Below are 21,102 nucleotides of genomic sequence, written 5' to 3'. Positions count from 1 at the left end.
GAAAAACACGGGTAAGCCATTCCATCTACACGAATTGATAGGGAAGCCGTTGCCTAGAGGCAGTGGCATCACTGGAACCATATTGATAATTCAACAAGACTTACAGTTAGCAATGGTAAATGTCTCCTAATGCTAAGCGCTTTTACCAACGGAAATATGAGTTAGTGAATTTGATTTTTTTGTTGGTCAAATAGATAAAACCTAAGCATGAATGCATGCGGTACATAAGATAAATAAATTTAAACGATTACAAATAAAAATTATATTATGAAAAAAATGTATTTATTATCATTAAAAGGCAATTGCGGGATAAAATATTTGGGATTTCTGCTGGTAGTTATTCTTAACCTGAGTTGCGCTAAAAAAGACAGCAGTTCGGCCCCCAAAACAACTACAACACTGCCTCCAACGATGCCGGTTGCTATTCCTTCTATCAATACCAGCGCTTCCACTGCTAAGGAAATAATAGTAGATATGGGAGCTGGATTTAATTTAGGAAATACTTTTGAAACTAATACAAGTAATTCGCCAACGTTTGCCAGTGTAAAGCCTATAATTGATTTATATTATAATGCAGGTATGCGCCATATCAGAATCCCGGTAACCTGGGTGGAAGGATTTCCTTCCAATATTGCTGATGCAAATGGGAATATAAATATAGCGCATCCCAGGTTATTTGAATTGAAAGCTATTGTTGAGTATGCCTTGTCTAAAAAAATGTATGTAGAGATAAACGCACATCATGAGCATTGGCTAAAAAATAATTATGATGGAAGTGCTGCTTTTGATAATAAGTTTAAAACACTTTGGACAGGCATTGCTACTTTCTTTAAAGACGAACCAAAGCAATTGTTGTTTGATGTATTGAATGAGCCGGAAGGAAAAATGGGACAGTGGAGTGGTACAGGGTATCCATTGCCAACTGACGCAACTGCAATAGCATTAACACGCCAGATTGATAAAGTTGCTTATGACGCTATAAGGGCAACCGGCGGTAATAATACAACGCGTGTAATAATGGTAGAACCGAATGGGCAAGGTAACCAGGGCATGATAGACGAGGTGTTTGCAACCAAAGCAAATTTACCGGGAGGCGGTTTAGATAGTTTCCTGGCTATTCAGGTGCATACTTACGACCCATGGGCTTTTTGCGGACAAACCGGCAGCAATACTGCTTTCCCCGGTAGTGCGGCGTTTACATCGGCAATTCAGAAAGTTGCGGCACATGCTGCAACCATAGATGTGCCGGTGAATTATGGCGAGTTTGGTGTAGGTAGAACCAACGGTACAGAGCGTAATACCGATGTTGTGCGTGATTATTATAAATTAATCAAAACTACTTGTATCGCTCAAAAAATGTCATGCACCGCGTGGGATGACAGGGGGTGGTTTGGGTTGATCTCTACTGGAGGTGGTACACCTGTTTTTGTTAATAATATTGTGCCTTATATGCTGCAGCCCTGATATACTAATTGCTTGCTGAACAGTCGGGAGCCATTAATAATGCCAGCTTAAGAACTGCGTATATAGAGATATAATTTAAGAGTTCGACACATATAAAAAGGCTTTATACTGGTAAAAAATCATTTTAGCTTCCTTTGCATTGTAAATACATTCGAAGCTAAAATTTTCATAATTAAATTGGCCTTTTAATTGAGAGTTTGCCGTTAGCGACTTGTCAAAACACGTTTTTATAAATTCGTTTATCGCAAAGAAAATTATACTTCAGGCTTCGTTGTTATTTCAAGAAAGGTTCAATAACAGGCGCAATTCGTGTTCACTTCGCTTTTTTTCAACGGATGTTGAACCAGAGGCGTAAAAAATCTTTTCCGGCAGCAAGGCCCCAAACGCAAAGCATATGTCTTCACTGAGCCGGATCGTGGATGAACGCTTGATACAATGCTAATGAAAACAGCTTTTACTTAAATAACGGCTTCCCGTTTAATGCCTGTACCAGTACTGCCAGGGCCAGACAGCCATACAAGACACCGAAAAATTGTGTCCACCGTACGTTCTTTAAAACATAAAAAGCTATTAAAGGTAAAATTTGAAGGGCGTGCATCCCTATAAAGTGCGCAATGCGCGGATCCCCGAATTTTCGGCTCCAGTTCAAAAATGGCAGGCCGCGGCCGCCATCGGGTCCGCCAATAGTATGCGACATGCGCCCACCCATCACTGCTCCTTCCATTGCGAATACAACAAACAAAAATATGCCTATACGGATAGCCCACAGGTAGTGACCGGGCAACTCAGGGATGTCTGTCGTACAAAACAAGAGGCCGATGTAGCCGGTGTGCAAGGTAACGAAGGTCGCTGCCAATGCCATGCCGCTGTATAGTGCTGCATAAAGCGGTGAGCTCCGGTTATAATGCGATAATTCGCCGCGCCCGGCCTGGAGGGCGATGTAAATGAGTTCAAAAGCCAGTAACAAAATAGTGACCCAACTGTAAACACTTACCTGTCCCGGAAGTTTAAGATACCAGGTGTACCAGCCCATTGCCCAGCAAAATGACCCAATGGACAATGCAAATTTCAAAGGTTTATACCAGGCGTTCGTCCCGGCAACCTGCACGGAACTTATTCGTGATAAAAGGAAAAAAATGACCGAACTGATCAGGCAGACCAGTCCAAAATAGTATAATGGTTCATTCCTGAATTTCAGGACCGTGATAAAATCGCTCATGATCGATATGTTTTTAATTGTACATTTTTTTAATGACCGGCGAGGCCAATTTCTTTTTGATCTTCATCATCAGGAAATCAGGTGTAACGCGTGGCAGGTTGGAGATAAACCAGTTGTTGAAGCCCACTATCTTTTTACCCTTTCCTTTAAGCAGAAGATCGGCACCCACTTTAGCGACTATCATGGGGCTTACCGGCTTGTTGGTTTTATAGGCATTTGTACCCAGCATTTCCCTGGTAGTAAATGGGGTGTCCACAGGGCCGGGGCATAAAGTGTTAACTACCACACCGCTATCTTCCAGTTCGGCCGCGATGGTTTCAGAAAAAGCCAGTACGAACGCCTTGGTTGCAGAGTAAACCGAATAATAGGGGAAAGGCAAAAAAGATAAAAGTGAAGCGACATTCAGGATGCGGCCATAGGCATTTTCTTTCATGTCGTTGCCAAACAATTTAGTCAAAATGACGAGTGCGGAGATATTCAGATTGATCATTTGCAGCTCTTCCAGAAGCGGCGTTTCCATAAAATCTCCATAAACGCCCATCCCGGCGTTATTGACCAGCATGGTCACCTGCAGGCCGGCGGCTTTGACGGTCTCATATAATAGCACCGAGTTGGCCTCTTTGGATAGATCCTGATCAAATACCCATACCTGAACGCCATGCTCGTTTTCTAATTCCTTTTTCAATTCAGCCAGTTTTTGGGCGCTCCGGGCTACAAGCACCAGGTCAAGCTTTTGGGCTGCTAATAATTTGGCCATTTCATAGCCGATACCGGTAGATGCACCGGTCACCAATACAAGATCTTTCATGCTACAATTTATTAATCATTGTTTAATATTTGAACTATGTTCATTATTGATTCAAAAAAAACTTAGAGTTTCTTTAATATTTTTAAAAATTCTTCGTAACCAGCGTCAACGATGTGATTTGCATGATTCAGATGAACCCCGTTCGTGCGGTCGCTGATATGCAGACTGCACATGCCATGCACCAGGCTCCAGATCATAAAGGTCAACGGCTCCGGCTCATGCCCCTTAAAGTGGTTAGCCGCGATGCACTGCTCAACAGTCGTTTTCAAAACGGTGAATGCCGATATTCCCTCGTTCCATTCTTCGTTTTTGGCCTGATCCAAAACTTCCATCGGGGCTTTAAGCGTGAACATCAGCTCATACATGTCCGGATTCTCCATCGCGAACTTAATATAAAGCCGCCCCATAGCGATCAACCGTTCCATAGGATTTTCCACATGGGCCAATACTTTGAACAGGCCGCCTAACTGCGCGAAACCCTGGGTATGCAATTCGTTTAATATTGCGTTCTTATCCCTGAAATAAACGTATACCGTACCCACGCTGTAATCAATGCTTTTTGCGATACTGCGAATGGTGGTCTGCTCCACACCCTTTTCCACAAAAAGCTTCCGGGCGCTGTCCAGTATCAGCGACTTCAGCTGTTCTTTTTCTTTTGCTTTGCGGTCGGCAGTTCCCATGATCAATTAGATACAAATATAAATGAACATTGTTCAATAATGCAAGGCTGATTTAATTTTATTAATTTAGTAGAGCGCTTTTCTGAAAATACATTCTTATGGACAATCCGATAGAAAAATATATTTATCAGTATTTCAGTATCAGCATAGAGGATGCTAAAAAAGTGGCTGAATTGTTTAAACCGGAAAAGATACCTAAGGCGAATACTTTCTAAAAAGCGGTCGTTACTGTAATAAACTAAGTTTTATACATGAAGGGATGTTCAGGGTATACGTCAGTTTGCCCGACAGGAAGGTGACACAGTGGATCTGTGCCAGACTTCGCTACTTTCAATGCCTCTGCGAATTTTGAATGTATTATACAGACATAGGCGAACTCAGTTTGGGTAAGCAGGGTGTGTTTAAAGTTAATGGAAGCCATGACTGAAAGTACGGTATTCAGATCTTCGTAAATTAGGATAGGGTTTGTTGCTGAATAATAATTCGCGCAGCTTAACAGTAATTCAATTTCTTTTTCAACATTGTGTTGTTGTTTGCTGATGTAAATTGCTTTTCGGAGATAAGCGAGTTTGCCGGAATCACGGTATGATAAAAGGGCAGACAGCTATTGATAACCTTGGGATGGATTCACCTGCCCGTGATTTTTCTCAAACAAGCTCACAAGCGATTTTATCGATTCTTTTCTTTTTCCTTGTTGGCGATATAATTTGACGGAAAGAAATAAACATTCTGTTTGCCAGTTATAAAGTTTTTCCGTTATACTGAGCTTAGTGGCAGCACTCAAGCATGGCGCAGCTTTATTCAGGTCGTTTGGGCCTGAGCCAGGCTGATGGATGTAGAAAATTGTCAGCGTAAGTAGCAAAGGGATCTGTTTTTCTTCCTTTGGTTAAGACAGGGGACTTAGCCGCTGCAGAAACGTGAACTGCGTTGATCGTCGCTGCGTCTGAAATCGAAATCCGGTTTTCAAAATCTTCACTTTATGATACTAGAAACGGCAGCCCCGTTAGACGCCAGGCGATAGCCATCACACTTTCCGGGTCTCAATTATCTTGGCTGATGAAGTTTATAAACTGGTTGGTATTGGGCACCGTCAGCCGTTTTCGGGCTATACCGTAGTTCTTTCCCGGCAATGGTGCTGATGTTATTTGTCCCTGCTTGGATTTAAGGCAGACCGTAAACAAGAATAGTAACGCTATTTTAATAATCTGGTGAAATTATTTTGCCGACATATTTTTATTTTACTTCAGCGAGATATCTGTGTACAAGATTGATGGCCATCGATCCTTCCCCAACGCAGGAAGCTACCCTGCTCATAGCGCCCGAACGGACATCTCCGGCCGCAAAGATGCCCGGACAACTAGTTTCCAGAACAAATGGTTCACGGCGTAACTTCCAGCATTCATTAAACCCGTTCAATGCCCCGAGGGCTGGCCCCGTAGCTATAAATCCCTTATGATCTTTGATGATTTCCGGCCCAACCCATTCGGTGTAAGGTTTCGCTCCTATAAATATAAACAATGCTTCGGCTTTGTGGATGCTGGTTTGCTTTGTATTCCAGTTAAATAAAGCCAGTTCCTGCAATCTGTCAGTGCCACGGGCCTCCACAACCTCAGTTTTTCCAAGCAGGTGTATATTGGTGGTTTCCTGCAGCTGATCGATCAGATAGGTAGACATCGTTCCCACAAGTGTATCCCTGCGGATAATTACGTAAACATTACTTGCGAATTTGGAAAGGTGCATTGCCGCCTGTCCGGCGGAATTGCCTCCCCCGGCTATGTAGACTTCCTTATTTTTACAGGCCATGGTCTCGGTAGTCGCCGATCCGTAATAAATTCCGGCTCCGGTAAAATCTTCAATACCATTAACCTCCAGTTTACGATATTCTACACCTGTGGTTAAAACTATACTCCGCGTATTGATACAGCGTCCGTCCGCTAACATCAGTTTTTTATATCCCTGATGGTTGCTTATCTTTATTACCGCAGCGGGCGAAAGAAATTGTACGCCCAGGCGTTTAGCCTGTGTTAAAGCTCTGGTAGTAAGTTCCGCACCGCTTATCCCGGCCGGAAAACCGAGATAGTTTTCAATACGGCTACTGGTGCCGGCCTGGCCGCCCGGCGAATGTCTTTCTATCAGCAAAGTATTCAGCCCTTCGGACGCTCCATACACGCCTGCAGCTAGTCCCGCAGGTCCGGCACCAACTATAACTACATCGAAAACTTCGTTTTTTAGTTCGGGGCTGAGCCCCGTTTTTTCCGCTATCTGCTTTATATCCGGTTTGATCAGAAGTGTGCCGTCAGCAAAAAATATGACAGGCAGGTCTTTCAGTTCCAGTTTGTTCAGCGTGAGTATCTCTTCGCTGTTCTCGGTTATTTGCACATCTACCCATTGATAGGGCACCAGGTTTCCAGATAGAAATTCTTTGATTTCATGGGAAAGCCTGGAATATTGAAATCCAATTACTTTTATACCCGTAAATTTAGGGCGATAGTTTAATTGCCAAGCCTCAAGCAGACCATCTATCACCGGATACAATTTTTCAGCCGGGGGATCCCAGGGTTTAATCAAATAGTAGTCAAGCCTTAGCTCATTGATCGCATGAATAGCCACTTCCTTGTCTGCGTAGGCTGTGAGCAAAACCTTTTTTGCTTCAGGAAAAAATTTGATGGCCTGCTTTAAAAATGCAACGCCTTCCATTTCGGGCATTCGCTGATCAGAGACATACATGGCTACTGCTTCTCCTTTGTTTCGGAGATCTAGAAGGGTTACAAATGCATCTTTTACAGACGTTGTGCCTATGATTCGATACTCGTTGCGATATTTATCTTTCAGGTCGCGTAAAATGACCCTCAGGACATGAGGATCGTCATCTATACAAAGTATAACTGGCAAGTTCATATATTGGGGTTTTGTGTTAAAAGATTTTAACTGTTTATTGGAATACAAACTATAAATTCTGTGCGGCCAGGTACGCTTTGGAGCGTAACAGTTCCGTCATGGAGCTTCACTATCCTCGACACAATGTCAAGTCCGAGGCCTGTGCCTTTGCTTATTGGTTTTGTTGAAAAGAAAGGATCAAAAACACGATCAGCAATACATGCAGGTATACCCATCCCATTGTCTCCAATGCTGACATATACAAATTTTCCGTCACTTCGTGTATTTAATTCAAGTACAGGAATCTGTGTATTTTCCATTGCATCAATCGCGTTGTCGATCAAATTTGACCAAACCTGGTTTAACTCACCAATCATTATTTTTACAAAAGGTATTTCCGTATCGAAATGTTGGATGACCTGAACATTTTTATCTTCCAGCCTGTATTTTAATGTTACCAGGGTATGCCTCAATCCTTCGTGTATATCAGCAAACCGCCTGTCATGGCTTTGATCAGCATGGATAAATGCTTTTACTGATTTTAGTAATGCGTCAATCTGCCCCGAAGCTTCTTCAATATCTTTTAAGAGCGTTTCTGCCACCAAATGACTATCTAACCAGTTGATACCTGATGATGCCCATTGCCCGGGGAGATAAGCAAGAAACCGGTCTGCATCTTCCTCCGTGAAGCCGAAGCCAGCGAAGTCATCTGCAGTATCCGATGCATTTTGAATATGCCTTCTTTCAAGCCAATAAACGAGTCGTGCTTCTCTTAAGCTTTTTTCCTGCATACTAAATGGCAATTGTTGCCGATGTGCTATAGCGCGTAGTATCAATGAATTGACAAAGCCGTCAAAACCGTCCGAAAGGCGTTCTGCTGCTACTTCCTCAAATGCTTGCCGCATATGTTGAAGCTGCCTTTGTAAAATGGCCACAGCCCTGAGTATTGCAGCAACAGGATTGTTCAATTCATGTGCCAACCCGGCATGAAGTCTTCCAAGTGCCGCCATTTTTTCATCCTGTTGCTGACGGGCTGTGATGTTTCTGACCCTGCTGCTCATTACATGCACCAGCGCTTGTGTGAGTTCAAACTGGGTGCAGATCATTTCAGTCATCATATTTGCCGGGAAAAGCAATATCTGGGTATTCTCTAAAGCTCTTCCATAAGCAAAATTGACCTTGCCTCTGGAAAATGGCAAATACCCATGAACAGATCCGGTCTCAGCACACGCGAATTCCCGCGCCTCCCCATTATTCAGTACGTACAGGCTTAACTTTCCGGAAATAAAAACATAAGTGAAGTCAATGGGCATACCTGGTTTAAAAAGCAGGTTACCTCCCAATATAATCCGGTTGGAACAACGGGATAAAAACCAGTCAAGCTGTTCCGCGGGAACATCGTTGAATGCCGCAAACGACTGCAATATTTCAATAGTAACCCTGGTCATACCGCTTTAAATTGAAGTTTCTTAAGCTCTGTGCAATATTGATTATGGAAAATACATTATCAGATATCGATTGTAGTACCAATGCCCATAAGGTGTGCATCTATTCCGGCTGATTTAAAAACCTCCAAGGTTTTTTGGTGATCTATTTTGATAAATCCGAAGGTGTCATAATGAACGCCTATCATTTTGTTTACCTTCAGCATTTCGCAGGCTTTGATAGCGTCTTCCACTCCCATGGTAAGGCCGTCCCCGATGGGTAACACTGCAAAATCGAGTTCAACCCATTCCGGCACCAATTTCATGTCGAGCGTTAAACCTGTATCCCCGCTATAGTAAAAGTTTCCATCTGGCGTATCGAAAGCAAAACCGCAGGGAATACCTGCATAGCTGCCATCAGGAAAACTGCTGGAATGTACAGCTGCAAATGATTTCACGAAACCGAAATCAAAAAAGAATTTTCCGCCCGGATTAATAGGATGCGTTTTTTGCAAGCCCTGTTTGTTCAACCATTGGTAAATTTCCCAGTTTCCGAGTACCATGGCTCCCGTATTAGAGGCAATGCGCACCACGTCAGTAATGTGGTCGAAATGACCGTGTGAAACGAAAATGTAATCTGCCTTCAAGAGGTCAACATTGATAGCTGACGCAAGTTCATTGGGTGTGATGAACGGGTCGAAAAGTAAATTTTTCCCACCGGCAAAAACGGAAAAGCACGAATGTCCATAGTAAGTTATTTTCATAACGCATTTATTTATAAAACCACTATAGCTAAATATATGCCTGTTTTTTAAATGTTTGTTTATTAGTAAGTTGCGATTTGTCTTTCGAGTACTGAGTGCGATATTTCGTCAATTTTTCGCCTGTATTGATATTTCAATAATTCATTTTTGACGATATATAATATTTGCTCTAAGGCTGCCGTTGTTTCACCCCGGTATTCGTACTAATAAGCCGTGCTACGTAAACCGGCGCTTTTTTTAAAGCTCAACAATGTGTTTTGATTTCTTACCATTTGTGAATGGAGCGGCAATACGGTATGTCGAACTTTGTCGATTATAATAGTACGATATGAATACACATAAAAAAATCATTGACAAACAAAAGGCCTTCTTTGCTACCAATAGAACGAAGAGCTATGAATGGCGAATCGATCAGCTGGACAGGATGTCACTCATGTTAAAAGACAATATTGACGCATTTTACGCGGCGGTAGCCAGCGATTTTAAAACGGCTTTGCCCGAATTTGTACTGGAAGCAAATGCACCTATCCACGTGATCGAGTTTACAAAACTGCAGCTGAAAGACTGGATGAAAGCTGAAGAACGACCGCTGCCCCGGTTTCTATCAGAATCCGGTCATAAAGGGCATGTTTTCAGAGAACCTTATGGCGCAACACTGGTGATAGGCCCTTTCAATGCACCAGTTATATCGTTATTGCTCCCAGCTATAGCTGCGCTTTCAGCCGGCAATACGGTAGTCCTTAAACCTCATGAAGCAGCAGCAGCCACAAGCGCACTGCTGGAGAAACTGATCCCGCAGTATTTTGAACAGGAAGCGGTCGCCTTAGTTACCGGAGGCAAAGAGGAAGTTGAAAGTTTACTTAAACTTGCCTTTGATTTTATATTTTTTACCGGCAGCCCTAAAGTTGGAAAGGTCATCATGCGTGCCGCCGCTGAAAATCTTACACCTGTTATCCTTGAGCTTGGTGGACAAAATCCAGCAATCGTCGACGAAACAGCAAACATCGCAGATGCGGCGAAAAAACTTGTTTGGGGAGCAACTGCATGGGGCGGGCAGTGGTGCACATCTCCGGGTTATGTTTACATTCACGAGTCAAAAGCTGAAGAGTTTATTGATGAAGCAAAAAAAGCATTGTTGTCTCTGTATGGGCCCGATCCGCAAAAAAACAGTGATTTTTCTAAAATAATCAACCCGGCGGAAGTGGACCGGCTTTTATCACTGATCGATCCTTTGAAAGTAATTGCAGGCGGAAACGCCGACAGGGAAAACAATTATATAGCCCCGACATTGATTTATCCTGCCGATTGGTCAGATAAAATTATGCAGGAGGAAATCTTTGGGCCTGTTTTACCGATAATTCCCTATCGTAATATCGGAGATGTAGTATCTTGTATTGAAAAAGCGCCAAAACCACTGGCTGCTTACATTTTCAGCAGGAATCAAGCATTGGTCGATCATCTTTTATCGACTTTGTCGTTTGGCGGCGGCGCGGTCAATCAAGCGAACGTTCATCTTTTTATCGTTACAATGCCTTTCGGAGGGGTGGGGCAATCAGGAATAGGGAATTATTACGGCAAACAAGGTTTTGATTCATTAACCCACGCCAAGTCTGTATTGGTGTCACCGGCTGATGAAAGTATTGAACATCTTTTCGCACCCTATACCCCGGAAAAGGCCCATGAATTAAACAAATGGTTTGAATATTAATTATAGGCTGAAGATGACCGTATTCAGAACGCGTGATAACCGTATTATCAGATCTGCGCACTTCTGCTGAATTGTTCCTTAGGCATTTACAATTTCATCAAATTGAATTTGTATCTGCGTTATACCAACTCGTTTTGACCTGTTCATAATCCTGCCAGGCTGCAACGTTATAGCCGTTGCAGCCTGCTGCTTTTTGGGGAAAAACCAACAAAATAGATTTTCTTCCGGCAAATCATTTAAATGATACTTTTGTTCGAAACTTTCGCAGGCGAATTTCTGAAGTTCGCTGCATGCGGATTGTTTAATATACTTTTGCGACTTTCTCCTCATTAATTCAGATAAATATTTTCATATTTTAAATATTCCGGATCAGCAGCCTGCATGCCAGTGCTCGGCCTTAAAAAATGATCATACACAAAGTCTTTTAAGTGAGTGTAGACAATTGTCGTTATATCGAGGCTACACTGCAGGATCACGAAATGTCGTTAGGTGGAAATGTTTTTTATATTTTAAATAATTGATAAACAGTGCTTTATTTATGTGGCATTAAATTCACCATTGATTGTTAAACAATTAACGTCATGGAAAATCAAACTCAACACAAGTACATTCAAATCAAAGGTGTTAACATTTTTTACAGGGAAGCCGGTCCTAAGGACGCGCCCGTTTTGGTATTACTGCACGGATATCCGAGCTCCTCTCACATGTTCCGGAATTTAATAGCAGATTTATCTGACAAATACCATCTGATCGCTGCAGATTACCCTGGATACGGAAGAAGCGAACAGCCACCTATAACGGACTTCGATTACACCTTTGATAATTTCGCTATTATTATCGAAGAGTTGCTCGAAACTTTAGGCATTAATAAATATAGCCTTTACCTGATGGATTATGGTGCGCCCGTTGGCTGGCGGTTAGCCTATAAACATCCTGAAAGGATCGACACCCTGATCGTACAAAACGGTTGCGCCTATGATGAAGGGTTGGAGGCATTCTGGGACCCGATTAAAGCATATTGGAAAGATAAAAACGACTTGGTTGCCGAAGAGACGTTGAAAGGTTTCCATAGCCCCGATGGGCTGAAATGGCAATATACTCACGGGGTGCCTGATGCAAGTGTCATCAGCCCGGATAACTGGGAGATTGACCTGCGTCATCTCGAGAGACCGGAAAATGGCAGGATCCAGCTCGACCTTTTTTACGATTACCAGACCAATGTTACGATGTATCCGCAATGGCAGGAGTATTTTCGCACTCAAAGTCCTGAAATGTTAATCGTTTACGGAAAAAACGATTATATATTTCCTGTTGCAGGAGCGGAAGCTTACAAAAAAGATGTAAAAAATCTGGAATATCATCTGTTTGACGCGGGCCACTTTGCATTGGAAAGTTCGGGTACTGAAATTGCCGGAGCTATCCGTGACTTCCTTGATAGGAAAGTCAAAAGGAATTAAAGTGTTCAATAGAAAGTAGCCGTATTTATTTGGTGCATCGATCCTTCCTTTAATATTTAGCAGATGCTATGATTTTGTTCGGGATTTCCCGCATCACTTTGGCTTTTCGCAAAATTGATGCAGGAATATGATGTTGTTAGCGGGCAGGAGTGTGAACCGCTGAGGTGGATGGTTGTCTCCCGAACTGTAACAAACAGTTAATCCGGCAACAGCTTAAGTATTAAACCGGGAAAAAAGCAACCATTAAAAAAAAAGATATGACAGAAAATTTAAATGAGTCTCAATTGACGGCCATCTATATAGGCGGTCCGACTCTTGTATTAGAAATTGGAGGTTTAAGGATCATTACGGATCCTACACTTGATCCGGAAGGCACTTCTTTCAAGATTGATAACAAACTAACCATAAGCAAGCTTTCCGGACCGGCCACAAATGATGTCGGTGTCATTGATCTTGTTCTTTTGAGCCATGACCAGCATTCGGATAACCTGGATCATGCGGGGCGGGAATTAATGTTTAAAGTAGGACATACAATTACCACGCCGGCCGCTGCCCAGCGGTTGAAAAATGGAGCCTTAGGCTTATCCCCCTGGGAAAATGTCGAAATAGATTTGCCAGACGGCCGGCAAATGACGGCAACCACTACACCAGCAAGGCACGGTCCATCCGGTACCGATGAAATGCAGGGTGATGTGACCGGTTTTGTGTTGCAGGTCAATGGCTCAAAAGAGTTTAGTCTCTACATCACGGGTGACACGGTATTTTACGAAGGGGTGTTGGAAGTTGCCAAACGTTTTGATCCGGATTACGTCTTTATCTTCGCCGGAGCGGCAAAGCCCAAGGGGCCTTTTAATGTAACCATGGACACGAACGATGCGATTGATACCGCTTTCTGTTTTCCGCGTGCCAGAATTATCCCTTTGCACCACGAAGGTTGGTCCCATTATACGGAAGGCGCAGAGGTTTTGGCGACTGCGTTCTCTGTACTTGATATTGGCAGTCGGCTCATGATTCTGGAAAAAGGACAGCCAACCCGCCTTAAGTTTAGTTAGTGGGAAATATTCAGTCTTTTGTTTCATTTATTACCATATGGTAATATTTCAGTTTTAAGGATTAGTGATGTTTGCCACGTCTTACGTTATCTCGGACACTATTGTTGATTCGTTGTAATAGTTCGATTTAAATTGTTATAAATTAAGTGATATGAAACAAAAATTTTGGTTATTCGGAACCGGTGTTGAGATCCTGAGCGACGAAAAGCAATCCGGCGGTCTTTACGACCTGATCGAGGGAACCTTTTCCCCCGGAGTTGAGACACCTTTACATGTGCACAATCAATACTCCGAAAGCATATATGTATTGGAAGGTGAGTTTACTGTATACCTGGATGAAGAGGTAATCGTACTGAAACCAGGTGAAACGGCCTTTATACCTAAAGGAGCACCGCACGTGGTTGCGGCTTCGGCCCCTGTGCCCAGCAGAGGTATAACTATTTCATCTCCCAGTGGATTTGCAGAACTGATCCGACTGACGGGTATTCCGTATAAACCCGGGTCTGACGGCTCAGAAAAAAACGATATCGAATTGTTTATGGCAGTTTCTGAAAAACTCGGTGACGCTATCCTGGGTCCGCCGGGGGCAAGACCGGGCAATCAGGTGAATTAAGATGAAAAAAAACAAAAGATTGTAAACGCAATCTTTTGTTTTTTAATGAGATACTTGACCATGCCCGGAAATGGGAATTTTCACAAGGTTCTTTCTGATTCTGCTGAGAGACTGAGGGGTTATGTTTAGGTAAGAAGCAATATAATAGTTCGAAAACAAAATTAAAAGGTGAGGCTCTTCAGCGAGTAGTTTTTCATATCGCTGAGTGGCATTCATTGTCAGTAAAGTAAAGACCCTGTTATAGGCCACTATAAAAACTTTTTCATTAAGCAGTCTGGTCCATTTTTCATATGACGGTGAATGTTTAAGCAAAAATCTTACCTGTTTATAACTTAAACGTACAGCTTTAACTTCGGAAAGTGTTTCTATTCCCAAAGTTCCCGGCTTTCCGGTCAGAAAGCTTTTATAATCTACCATAAACAAGTTTTTGATATTACTTGAGGCATTATTGAAATGGAACAGCCAGGTGGTGGTTTTTCCTGTAAAATCTGTGTAAAAAGATCTGCCTTCTCCGGAAACGATGAAGTAAGCATATTTACTTACTTCGCCCTGTTTTAAAATAATATCACCTTTAGCAAAAGTTAATTCCTTGCAATTGTCGCTTATTAAATTAATAGTATATTCATCTAATTGGAGATCGCGATTAATGAACTCAATCAGAGAAAAGCCATATTTACTTTTTAAATCCATCATGTGCCTGATTTTGAATGTGAGAATCGGGCCTGGCTGAACATTTCTGCATTATCATTAATAAAAGTTATCCAAAAGCTTTTCAGCCGGTGCTATCAGTATTGATCATTGTGCTTAAGCGACATGGCCCTAATTATGCCGTATTTAATACATCTGTGATTTACTACAATGCAAAACTACCCTTCCGTTTGAGATAAAGTGTCGTTGCTATTGATAGATATGTACCGGTTATAACCAGCACCCATACACCTGATTTATCACGGATCGCGCCTCGGTTCACGGGTTTAAAATGAAGCGCTGTGCTGTCTCCATTCGGTCATAACGCGCAGATGCACATGATCAGGTCCGGTAATCGTCGGGAAACTTTCGTGCCTTTTTCAGCTGCAAATAAAATTCAAATCTGAAGCGTAGAACCCCTTCTCTGATATATCCATCCGCTCATATAATGAACCCGGTAGCGATACGTAAACAATTTTATTATTGAGCCGATTACTTAGGCATGAAAACATAACAGGCGATACACTGTTCTCTTCTGATTCAGTCAGGAAAGTGCGGCTGCACTCATCATTTACTATTTTTGAGCTTAACCAATCATTTTTAAATGATGAGTTTTTCAAAAAGAGTGCTCCGTAAAACAGATTGAAAAAATGCCAGCCTCTTAACTGCCAGACATCACAAGTTATTTTGAACCGGCTTTTACTGAAGCCGCTATGATCACGTCTGCAACTTCCTTAGGGTGCGTAATAAAGACTACATGGCTGCCTTTGATCCTGGTTATGATACTTTTCGATCTGTGGTACATGTTCATCGTAATGTCAGGGTTGATACTTTTGTCATCATAGGATGAAATACCAAAAGTCGGCTTCATTTTCCACGCCACTTCGGTTACCGGTGTCCCAAATGCGGCTCCCGGTATAAATCCCTGGGAAGCAAACATGAAATCGGCTAAATCCTGAGATACGTCTGCACAAAAACCTGCATGGAATTTCGCTTTGTCATAGTAAACATTACCACTCGAGTCGGGTGGAAGCAAGCCATTTTCGGGTTTGGGTGGCAGACTGGTGGCCAGACTGACCGTGTTTTCACCAAGCTCAGGCTGAAAAGCATTTACATAAACCAAGGCTTTTACTTTAGGGTTGACTCCTGCCTGAGTGATTACCGTACCACCCCAGGAATGGCCAACTAAAACTACAGGGCCATCCATCTTGCTTAAAGCAAAGTTAGTCGCATCAACATCCGCTTTCAGTGAAGTACACGGATTTTGTACAATGGTTACATGATAACCCTGTTTAGTAAGAACTTTAAAAACACCCTGCCATCCAGAACCATCAGCTAGTGCTCCATGCACGATGACGATGTTCTTAACCGAAGGCTGCTCTTGTGCCGCCGCATCGATTCCGTAAAAAATAGCGGTTAGAATAATGGCTGAAACCGTAATGAGGTGTCTTGTAATTACTTTTTTTAATGTCTTTTTCATGACTTTTTGATTGCTATGTATAACTGTGATTACTTGCTGATACGCATGAGCTTGTTTTTTAAGGCAGCTTGCTTTTCGCGCTCAACGCATGTCAGATCTATTTTTTCGCTATGTATTCAAATTGAATGCCTTTTTTGTAATTGATTGATATGTAGTGATTTGCTGATTTTCTTGTTTTTCAATTCGTGATATAAAGTAAAATCGCGAAACAATTAGTTAAATACCGATACTGATGGTGGCGATATTTAACCGTTAGATTTGGCTTAGTGTTTTAGCATGTTTAAGGTTGATCGATGCAAGAGTTATCTGCAATTAAAGGCCGTTTGCGGCATTTATAAACTATCGATATTTAGTTAATAGATCGTATAATTACTTTATTTCAATAGTTACACATTTCTTTTTTTTGTTTAAGTAGTTGGTAATTAAATTGTTAGTTTTTTTGGTACGGTATTCATTCAGTTTATATCAACTAGGTATTTGTTTATGAAAAAGTTGGAAGAAACAGTGAATGTATCAGCTGAGGGTAAATCCCGGCTGACTATCAGTTATGACTACATTATTGTGGGGGCCGGTTCGGCGGGGTGCGTATTGGCAAGACGTCTTTCTGAAAGTACAGAAGCAAATATTTTGATATTGGAGGCCGGCGAAGGTGCTGACGATCTGGACCGGATCAAAAACCCGCTCCGCTGGCTGGAAAACATAGGCTCTGCCCAGGATTATCTTTATCAATATCAGCCAACACCGGTAATTAATAACAGGATTATTTACGCGCCTAGAGGGAAGTTGCTGGGTGGTTCCGGAAGCATCAATGCAATGGTCTGGGCGCGGGGCAACAGGCACGATTATGACGATTGGGAGAAGGCTGGCAACCAGGGTTGGGACTACGGGTCCGTTTTACCCCTGTTTAAAAAAATCGAAGACTGGGATACGGGGGCAAATGCTCTTCACGGAGCTGGAGGTCCTATCCACGTAGCTCGTCCTGCGAATCTTCATCAGATAGATGCGGCAGTTATTCGTGCAGCGGGAACCTATGGGCTGCCCTATATGGATGATTCAAATATCGCTGAACCGTTGGGTGCCGGCCCAATGAGTATGAATATTGACAAGGGTACGAGGAGCAGTCCGTTTACCGGTTATCTGAAACCTGTCATGCATGCTGAAAACCTTACTATCCTCACGGGAGCAAGAGTCATTAAATTGATTATTGATAACGAAAAATGCACCGGGCTGGCTTTTATAAAAGACGGAGAGGTTGTTAATGTGCAGGCGCTGAAAGAGACCATTCTGTGTGCGGGGGCTATAGAAAGCCCGAGGATACTCATGCTCTCAGGAATCGGTGATGCAGACGAACTGAAAAAAACAGGTATCGAAACCAAAGTAAATCTGCCGGGTGTTGGTAAGAATTTTCAGGATCATCCGTTAGTTTCGGTAACCTATCAGTTTTTAAAGCCACTCGGAGAACTCACCTACAACCTCGGCGGAATTAACCTGTACTGGAAAAGCAATCCGGAATTAAAAAAAGCAGATCTGATGCTAATTCCGATCCAGTATCCTATTCTGACGGCTGAAATTTCTGAACGATATCCGGTTCCCGAAAATGCCTTCAGTGTTTTTGTAACCCTCGTCGATGTCAAGAGTAGGGGATATATCAGGATGACCGGCGCTTCGCCTGACTCTCCCCTTGAAATTCAGCCGAATTTAATGCAGGATCCGGACGATTTTGAGGCATTGGTTAAAGGAATTGAATTTTGCATGGATCTGGCAGAAGAACCCGAACTGAATGCGATCCTGAAGAGCTGGGTGGCACCGGACAGAAGACTTGACCGCAGTGAGATCAGACACTTCCTGCGTGACGCATGTTCTACCTATTTTCATCCTGCAGGTACCTGTTCTATGGGCAAAGGGGGCGATGCGGTCGTCAATGATCGGCTTAAAGTATATGGAGTGGAAGGGCTTACCATAGCAGATGCTTCAGTCATGCCCCGGATACCCACAGCCAACACCAATGCACCTACCCTGATGATCGCTGAATTTGCAGCAGAAGTATTACTTGGAATAAGATGAAAAGTTTTGCAGGTCAGCGATTTTTTGATCCCGGCAAAAAAGAACAGAAAGGAGCAATATCCGCCTCAGTCGCTCAGGCACGTTTTTTTGATTTACTATCAAACAAACAATAGACAGAACGGGACTGATATTCTACAGCTGTTTTTTAACATTTAGGATCACCTGCTTTTGAAACGGAACAGGTATCGGGTAACAGTTAAATCATTATTTAAAATCTGAAAGATGGCAAGCAGCATATTTCACAGAGGAGAAAAATACATTCAAAGGGAATCAGGTGAAAGTGCGATGGCTTCCCGCAATGCAGCAATGATAAGCGATAAAATTACAGGTAGCTCAGCCATGTTCCTACAAGAGCAACAGGTTATTTATGCAGCATCGGTGGACGCGGAGGGAGGATTATGGGCATCTGTGTTGTCCGGGTCAAAGGGCTTTATCTCGTTATCAGATCACCAACATCTGACTATTAACCTTTCTTTGATTCTGTCGGACAGATCTGATATTTTTTGGACAAATATTACTGAAAAGTCAGGCATAGGGCTTTTATGCATAGACATGGTCAGCCGGCGCCGTTTACGTATCAACGGGCGTATAAGCAGAAACGGCGACTTGTTAGTGATCAGGATTTGCCAAGTATATTCTGTTTGTCCGAAATACATACAGCGAAGAGACCTCTTTTACGATCGGGTTAACCCCACAAACAATGCCGGTGATTTAAAAGATTGGCTCAGCAGGACCGATACGATATTTGTCGCCAGTGCGGACGACCAGGGAAACGCCGATATGTCAAACAGGGGAGGGAATATCGGTTTTATACAACTTAAAGATGAGCGTACTTTACGAATCCCCGATTACCCCGGCAACAGTATGTTTAATACGCTTGGGAATTTTTACGTTAATCCTCCCGCCGGGATTTTACTGCTTGATTTTACAAACGGAGAAACAATACAACTGAGCGGCAGAGCCATAGTTCATGTCAATGAGGAAGCAGGTATAGAAACCGGCGGGACTGAAAGGTTTTGGGATTTTTCAATTGATCAAGTCCTGAGGGGCAATTCTTTGACTCTCTTTACGTCGCGGTTCATAGATTTTTCACCATATAATCCATGAAATGAACACCCGGAAGAAAATGCACGCAAATATGTTACACCCCAATGCAATACGTGAAGCTTGCAATGTTCTTTATAATCTTCCAAGCAATAATTGGCAAGTTATGGTAACAACTCATTCATCACGCTAAAGGACAAAATCACACCTCATGACTTTAAATACTTGTTTGAGTTTCATAGCAGGCGATGTTTATCGATTCACTTATGCCGATTTGATAAGGATTACTTGAGATAGTCACAATTTAATCTGACAGTTACGATAAATTAAAGAACCTGACTGAGATTCGAATAATGACAACACAAGCAAAGATCACCAGGAACAAACTGGGCATATTAGAACTCGCCTAGCATTTAGGTAGCGTATCACAGGCCTGCAAAGTAATGGGCTACCCACCAACAGGCAGAAGCTTTAGGCTACACACGTTATTGGTTCGCCGAACATCATAATATGATGAGCGTGGCCAGTTCCGCTACCAGTTTGCTGATCGGGCATATCGCCGGTAATACCTCCACGATCCGTGTCAGCTCCGGCGGTATTATGTTGCCCAATCATTCACCCCTGGTAGTCGCCGAGCAGTTCGGTACGCTGGAAACGCTCTATTCGGGCCGGATTGACCTGGGATTGGGCAGGGCGCCAGGCAGCGATCAGGCGACGGCCCTGGCCATCAGGGGTGAGAACATGAATGCAGCCTTTCACTTTCCGCAGAATGTGGCATTGCTCCAGCATTATTTGCGGGCGATCATCCGAACGGGGTCAGCGCCGTTCCCGGCGAGGGTTTGGACATCCCGGTCTGGATACTCGGTTCCAGCCTGGACAGCGCTAAATTGGCGGCTGCCAAAGGCCTGCCTTATGCTTTCGCGAGCCATTTCGCACCGGCCTATTTTCTGCAGGCTATTGAACTCTACCGGAAAACTTTTAAGCCATCCCGTCATTTGTCCGAGCCCTATGTGCTGGCCTGTGTGAATGTAGTGGCAGCGGATACGGATGCAGAGGCGCAATACCTCGCCACTTCCTTACAGCAATTGTTCAAGGGCATTATTACAGGCAGAAGGCATCCCTTACCACCGCCTGTAGAAAGTATGGCCGACATCTGGAGCGCGGCTGAACAGGAAGCAGCAATGCAGATGCTGGCCTATTCCTTCTTTGGTAGCAAGGAAACGGTACAGGCGCAACTGAATGATTTTATTGAGCGCACGGGCATCAATGAACGGATGGCGACTTCGCACATTTATGATCAGCAGGCCCGGCTAAAGTCTTATCGTTTGCTGGCCGAAGCATTAAATGCTTAACTTAGCGTATGGAAGAACCGGAAAAACTGGAACGTATTATAGAAGCGCGGATGAAACTTAAAGCACGCTTCGAGCAGCAGATACAGGCGACGCCTTCACTGGCGGACGATCAGCCGAAAGGCTCCGGCCCGCCTAACCGTCATGGCATGCCCACAATCCCGATCGGACAGACCAAAACGGTCAAGTGGCCTGTCCTTGACCTGGGTTACCATCCCAATATTCCGCAGGAACGCTGGCGGCTGACCATTGACGGCGCTGTAGACCACCCGGTCGTGCTGACCTGGAAAGACTTTATGACCCTGCCGCAAACGAAAGATACGTCCGACTTTCATTGCGTTACCACCTGGTCCAAGCTGGATATGCACTGGAAAGGCGTCAGCCTTATCGACCTGGCCGCGTTGGTGCAGCC

16 protein-coding genes and 1 pseudogene are annotated in these 21,102 nt (G+C 43.3%); 9 read left to right on the top strand and 8 right to left on the bottom strand.

All coding sequences use genetic code 11. The features are described from left to right. Positions 1-267 precede the first annotated feature (267 nt). Positions 268-1,464, top strand: coding sequence for a glycoside hydrolase family 5 protein (locus tag BLS28_RS29700; RefSeq protein WP_218134526.1), 1,197 nt, complete (start codon positions 268-270; stop codon positions 1,462-1,464). A gap of 454 nt (positions 1,465-1,918) precedes the next feature. Here BLS28_RS29700 and BLS28_RS29695 read toward each other — a convergent pair whose 3' ends face one another. The 6 genes from BLS28_RS29695 to BLS28_RS29670 form a co-directional block, all read right to left on the bottom strand. Then, entirely contained in the window at positions 1,919-2,683 is a 765-nt protein-coding gene (locus tag BLS28_RS29695) for a hypothetical protein (protein WP_091176321.1), read from the bottom strand. Positions 2,684-2,696: 13 nt separating this feature from the next. Next, complete coding sequence (locus BLS28_RS29690; protein WP_091176319.1) at positions 2,697-3,491, bottom strand: SDR family NAD(P)-dependent oxidoreductase; 795 nt, start codon at positions 3,489-3,491, stop codon at positions 2,697-2,699. A gap of 62 nt (positions 3,492-3,553) precedes the next feature. Beyond that, positions 3,554-4,171: a TetR/AcrR family transcriptional regulator gene (locus BLS28_RS29685; RefSeq protein ID WP_091176317.1), complete on the bottom strand. Its 618-nt coding sequence runs from the start codon at positions 4,169-4,171 to the stop codon at positions 3,554-3,556. 1,233 nt (positions 4,172-5,404) lie between these two features. Next, the gene (locus tag BLS28_RS29680; protein ID WP_091176361.1) at positions 5,405-7,069 is read right to left on the bottom strand and encodes an NAD(P)/FAD-dependent oxidoreductase; all 1,665 of its coding nucleotides are present in this window, start codon (positions 7,067-7,069) and stop codon (positions 5,405-5,407) included. A 26-nt stretch (positions 7,070-7,095) separates the two neighbouring features. Then, the gene (locus tag BLS28_RS29675; protein WP_091176314.1) at positions 7,096-8,496 is read right to left on the bottom strand and encodes an ATP-binding protein; all 1,401 of its coding nucleotides are present in this window, start codon (positions 8,494-8,496) and stop codon (positions 7,096-7,098) included. 59 nt (positions 8,497-8,555) lie between these two features. After that, a complete protein-coding gene (locus tag BLS28_RS29670; RefSeq protein ID WP_091176311.1) occupies positions 8,556-9,236 on the bottom strand; it encodes a metal-dependent hydrolase in 681 nt (226 codons plus the stop codon). Between the two features lie 328 nt (positions 9,237-9,564). Here BLS28_RS29670 and BLS28_RS29665 point away from each other — a divergent pair, with 328 nt between their 5' ends. The 4 genes from BLS28_RS29665 (at position 9,565) to BLS28_RS29645 (ending at position 14,066) form a co-directional block, all read left to right on the top strand. Next, on the top strand, positions 9,565-10,944 hold the full coding sequence (locus BLS28_RS29665; protein WP_091176310.1) for an aldehyde dehydrogenase family protein: 1,380 nt from the start codon (positions 9,565-9,567) through the stop codon (positions 10,942-10,944). A 581-nt stretch (positions 10,945-11,525) separates the two neighbouring features. Next, on the top strand, positions 11,526-12,401 hold the full coding sequence (locus BLS28_RS29655) for an alpha/beta fold hydrolase (RefSeq protein ID WP_091176305.1): 876 nt from the start codon (positions 11,526-11,528) through the stop codon (positions 12,399-12,401). A gap of 257 nt (positions 12,402-12,658) precedes the next feature. Next, positions 12,659-13,453 carry an MBL fold metallo-hydrolase gene (locus BLS28_RS29650; RefSeq protein ID WP_091176303.1) on the top strand — a complete coding sequence of 265 codons (795 nt, stop codon included), beginning with the start codon at positions 12,659-12,661 and terminating at the stop codon, positions 13,451-13,453. A gap of 151 nt (positions 13,454-13,604) precedes the next feature. After that, complete coding sequence (locus BLS28_RS29645) at positions 13,605-14,066, top strand: cupin domain-containing protein (RefSeq protein WP_091176301.1); 462 nt, start codon at positions 13,605-13,607, stop codon at positions 14,064-14,066. A 42-nt stretch (positions 14,067-14,108) separates the two neighbouring features. Here the strand turns inward: BLS28_RS29645 and BLS28_RS29640 are convergent, their stop codons facing one another. Together BLS28_RS29640 and BLS28_RS29630 are read right to left on the bottom strand one after the other, a co-directional pair. After that, complete coding sequence (locus tag BLS28_RS29640) at positions 14,109-14,759, bottom strand: Crp/Fnr family transcriptional regulator (protein ID WP_143020911.1); 651 nt, start codon at positions 14,757-14,759, stop codon at positions 14,109-14,111. Between the two features lie 676 nt (positions 14,760-15,435). Then, positions 15,436-16,233, bottom strand: coding sequence for an alpha/beta hydrolase (locus tag BLS28_RS29630; RefSeq protein ID WP_091176295.1), 798 nt, complete (start codon positions 16,231-16,233; stop codon positions 15,436-15,438). Between the two features lie 483 nt (positions 16,234-16,716). Between BLS28_RS29630 and BLS28_RS29625 the strand changes: the two genes are divergently transcribed. The 4 genes and pseudogenes from BLS28_RS29625 to BLS28_RS29610 all read left to right on the top strand — a co-directional run. Continuing rightward, complete coding sequence (locus BLS28_RS29625) at positions 16,717-18,297, top strand: GMC family oxidoreductase (RefSeq protein ID WP_091176294.1); 1,581 nt, start codon at positions 16,717-16,719, stop codon at positions 18,295-18,297. A gap of 222 nt (positions 18,298-18,519) precedes the next feature. Beyond that, a complete protein-coding gene (locus BLS28_RS29620; RefSeq protein WP_091176292.1) occupies positions 18,520-19,404 on the top strand; it encodes a PNPOx family protein in 885 nt (294 codons plus the stop codon). A 447-nt stretch (positions 19,405-19,851) separates the two neighbouring features. Beyond that, positions 19,852-20,693 (top strand): annotated as a pseudogene (locus tag BLS28_RS29615) (LLM class flavin-dependent oxidoreductase). An 8-nt stretch (positions 20,694-20,701) separates the two neighbouring features. Continuing rightward, positions 20,702-21,102, top strand: a 401-nt coding sequence (locus BLS28_RS29610) for a molybdopterin-dependent oxidoreductase (protein WP_176844608.1), incomplete at its 3' end; no start/stop codon positions are given.

Origin of the sequence: Mucilaginibacter gossypii, from assembly GCF_900100945.1 — a bacterium.
In the GTDB taxonomy this organism is placed as follows: Bacteria; Bacteroidota; Bacteroidia; order Sphingobacteriales; family Sphingobacteriaceae; genus Mucilaginibacter; species Mucilaginibacter gossypii.
The sequence above is the reverse complement of the archived record's forward strand: the minus strand, read 5'-3'. Positions and strand labels throughout refer to the sequence as shown.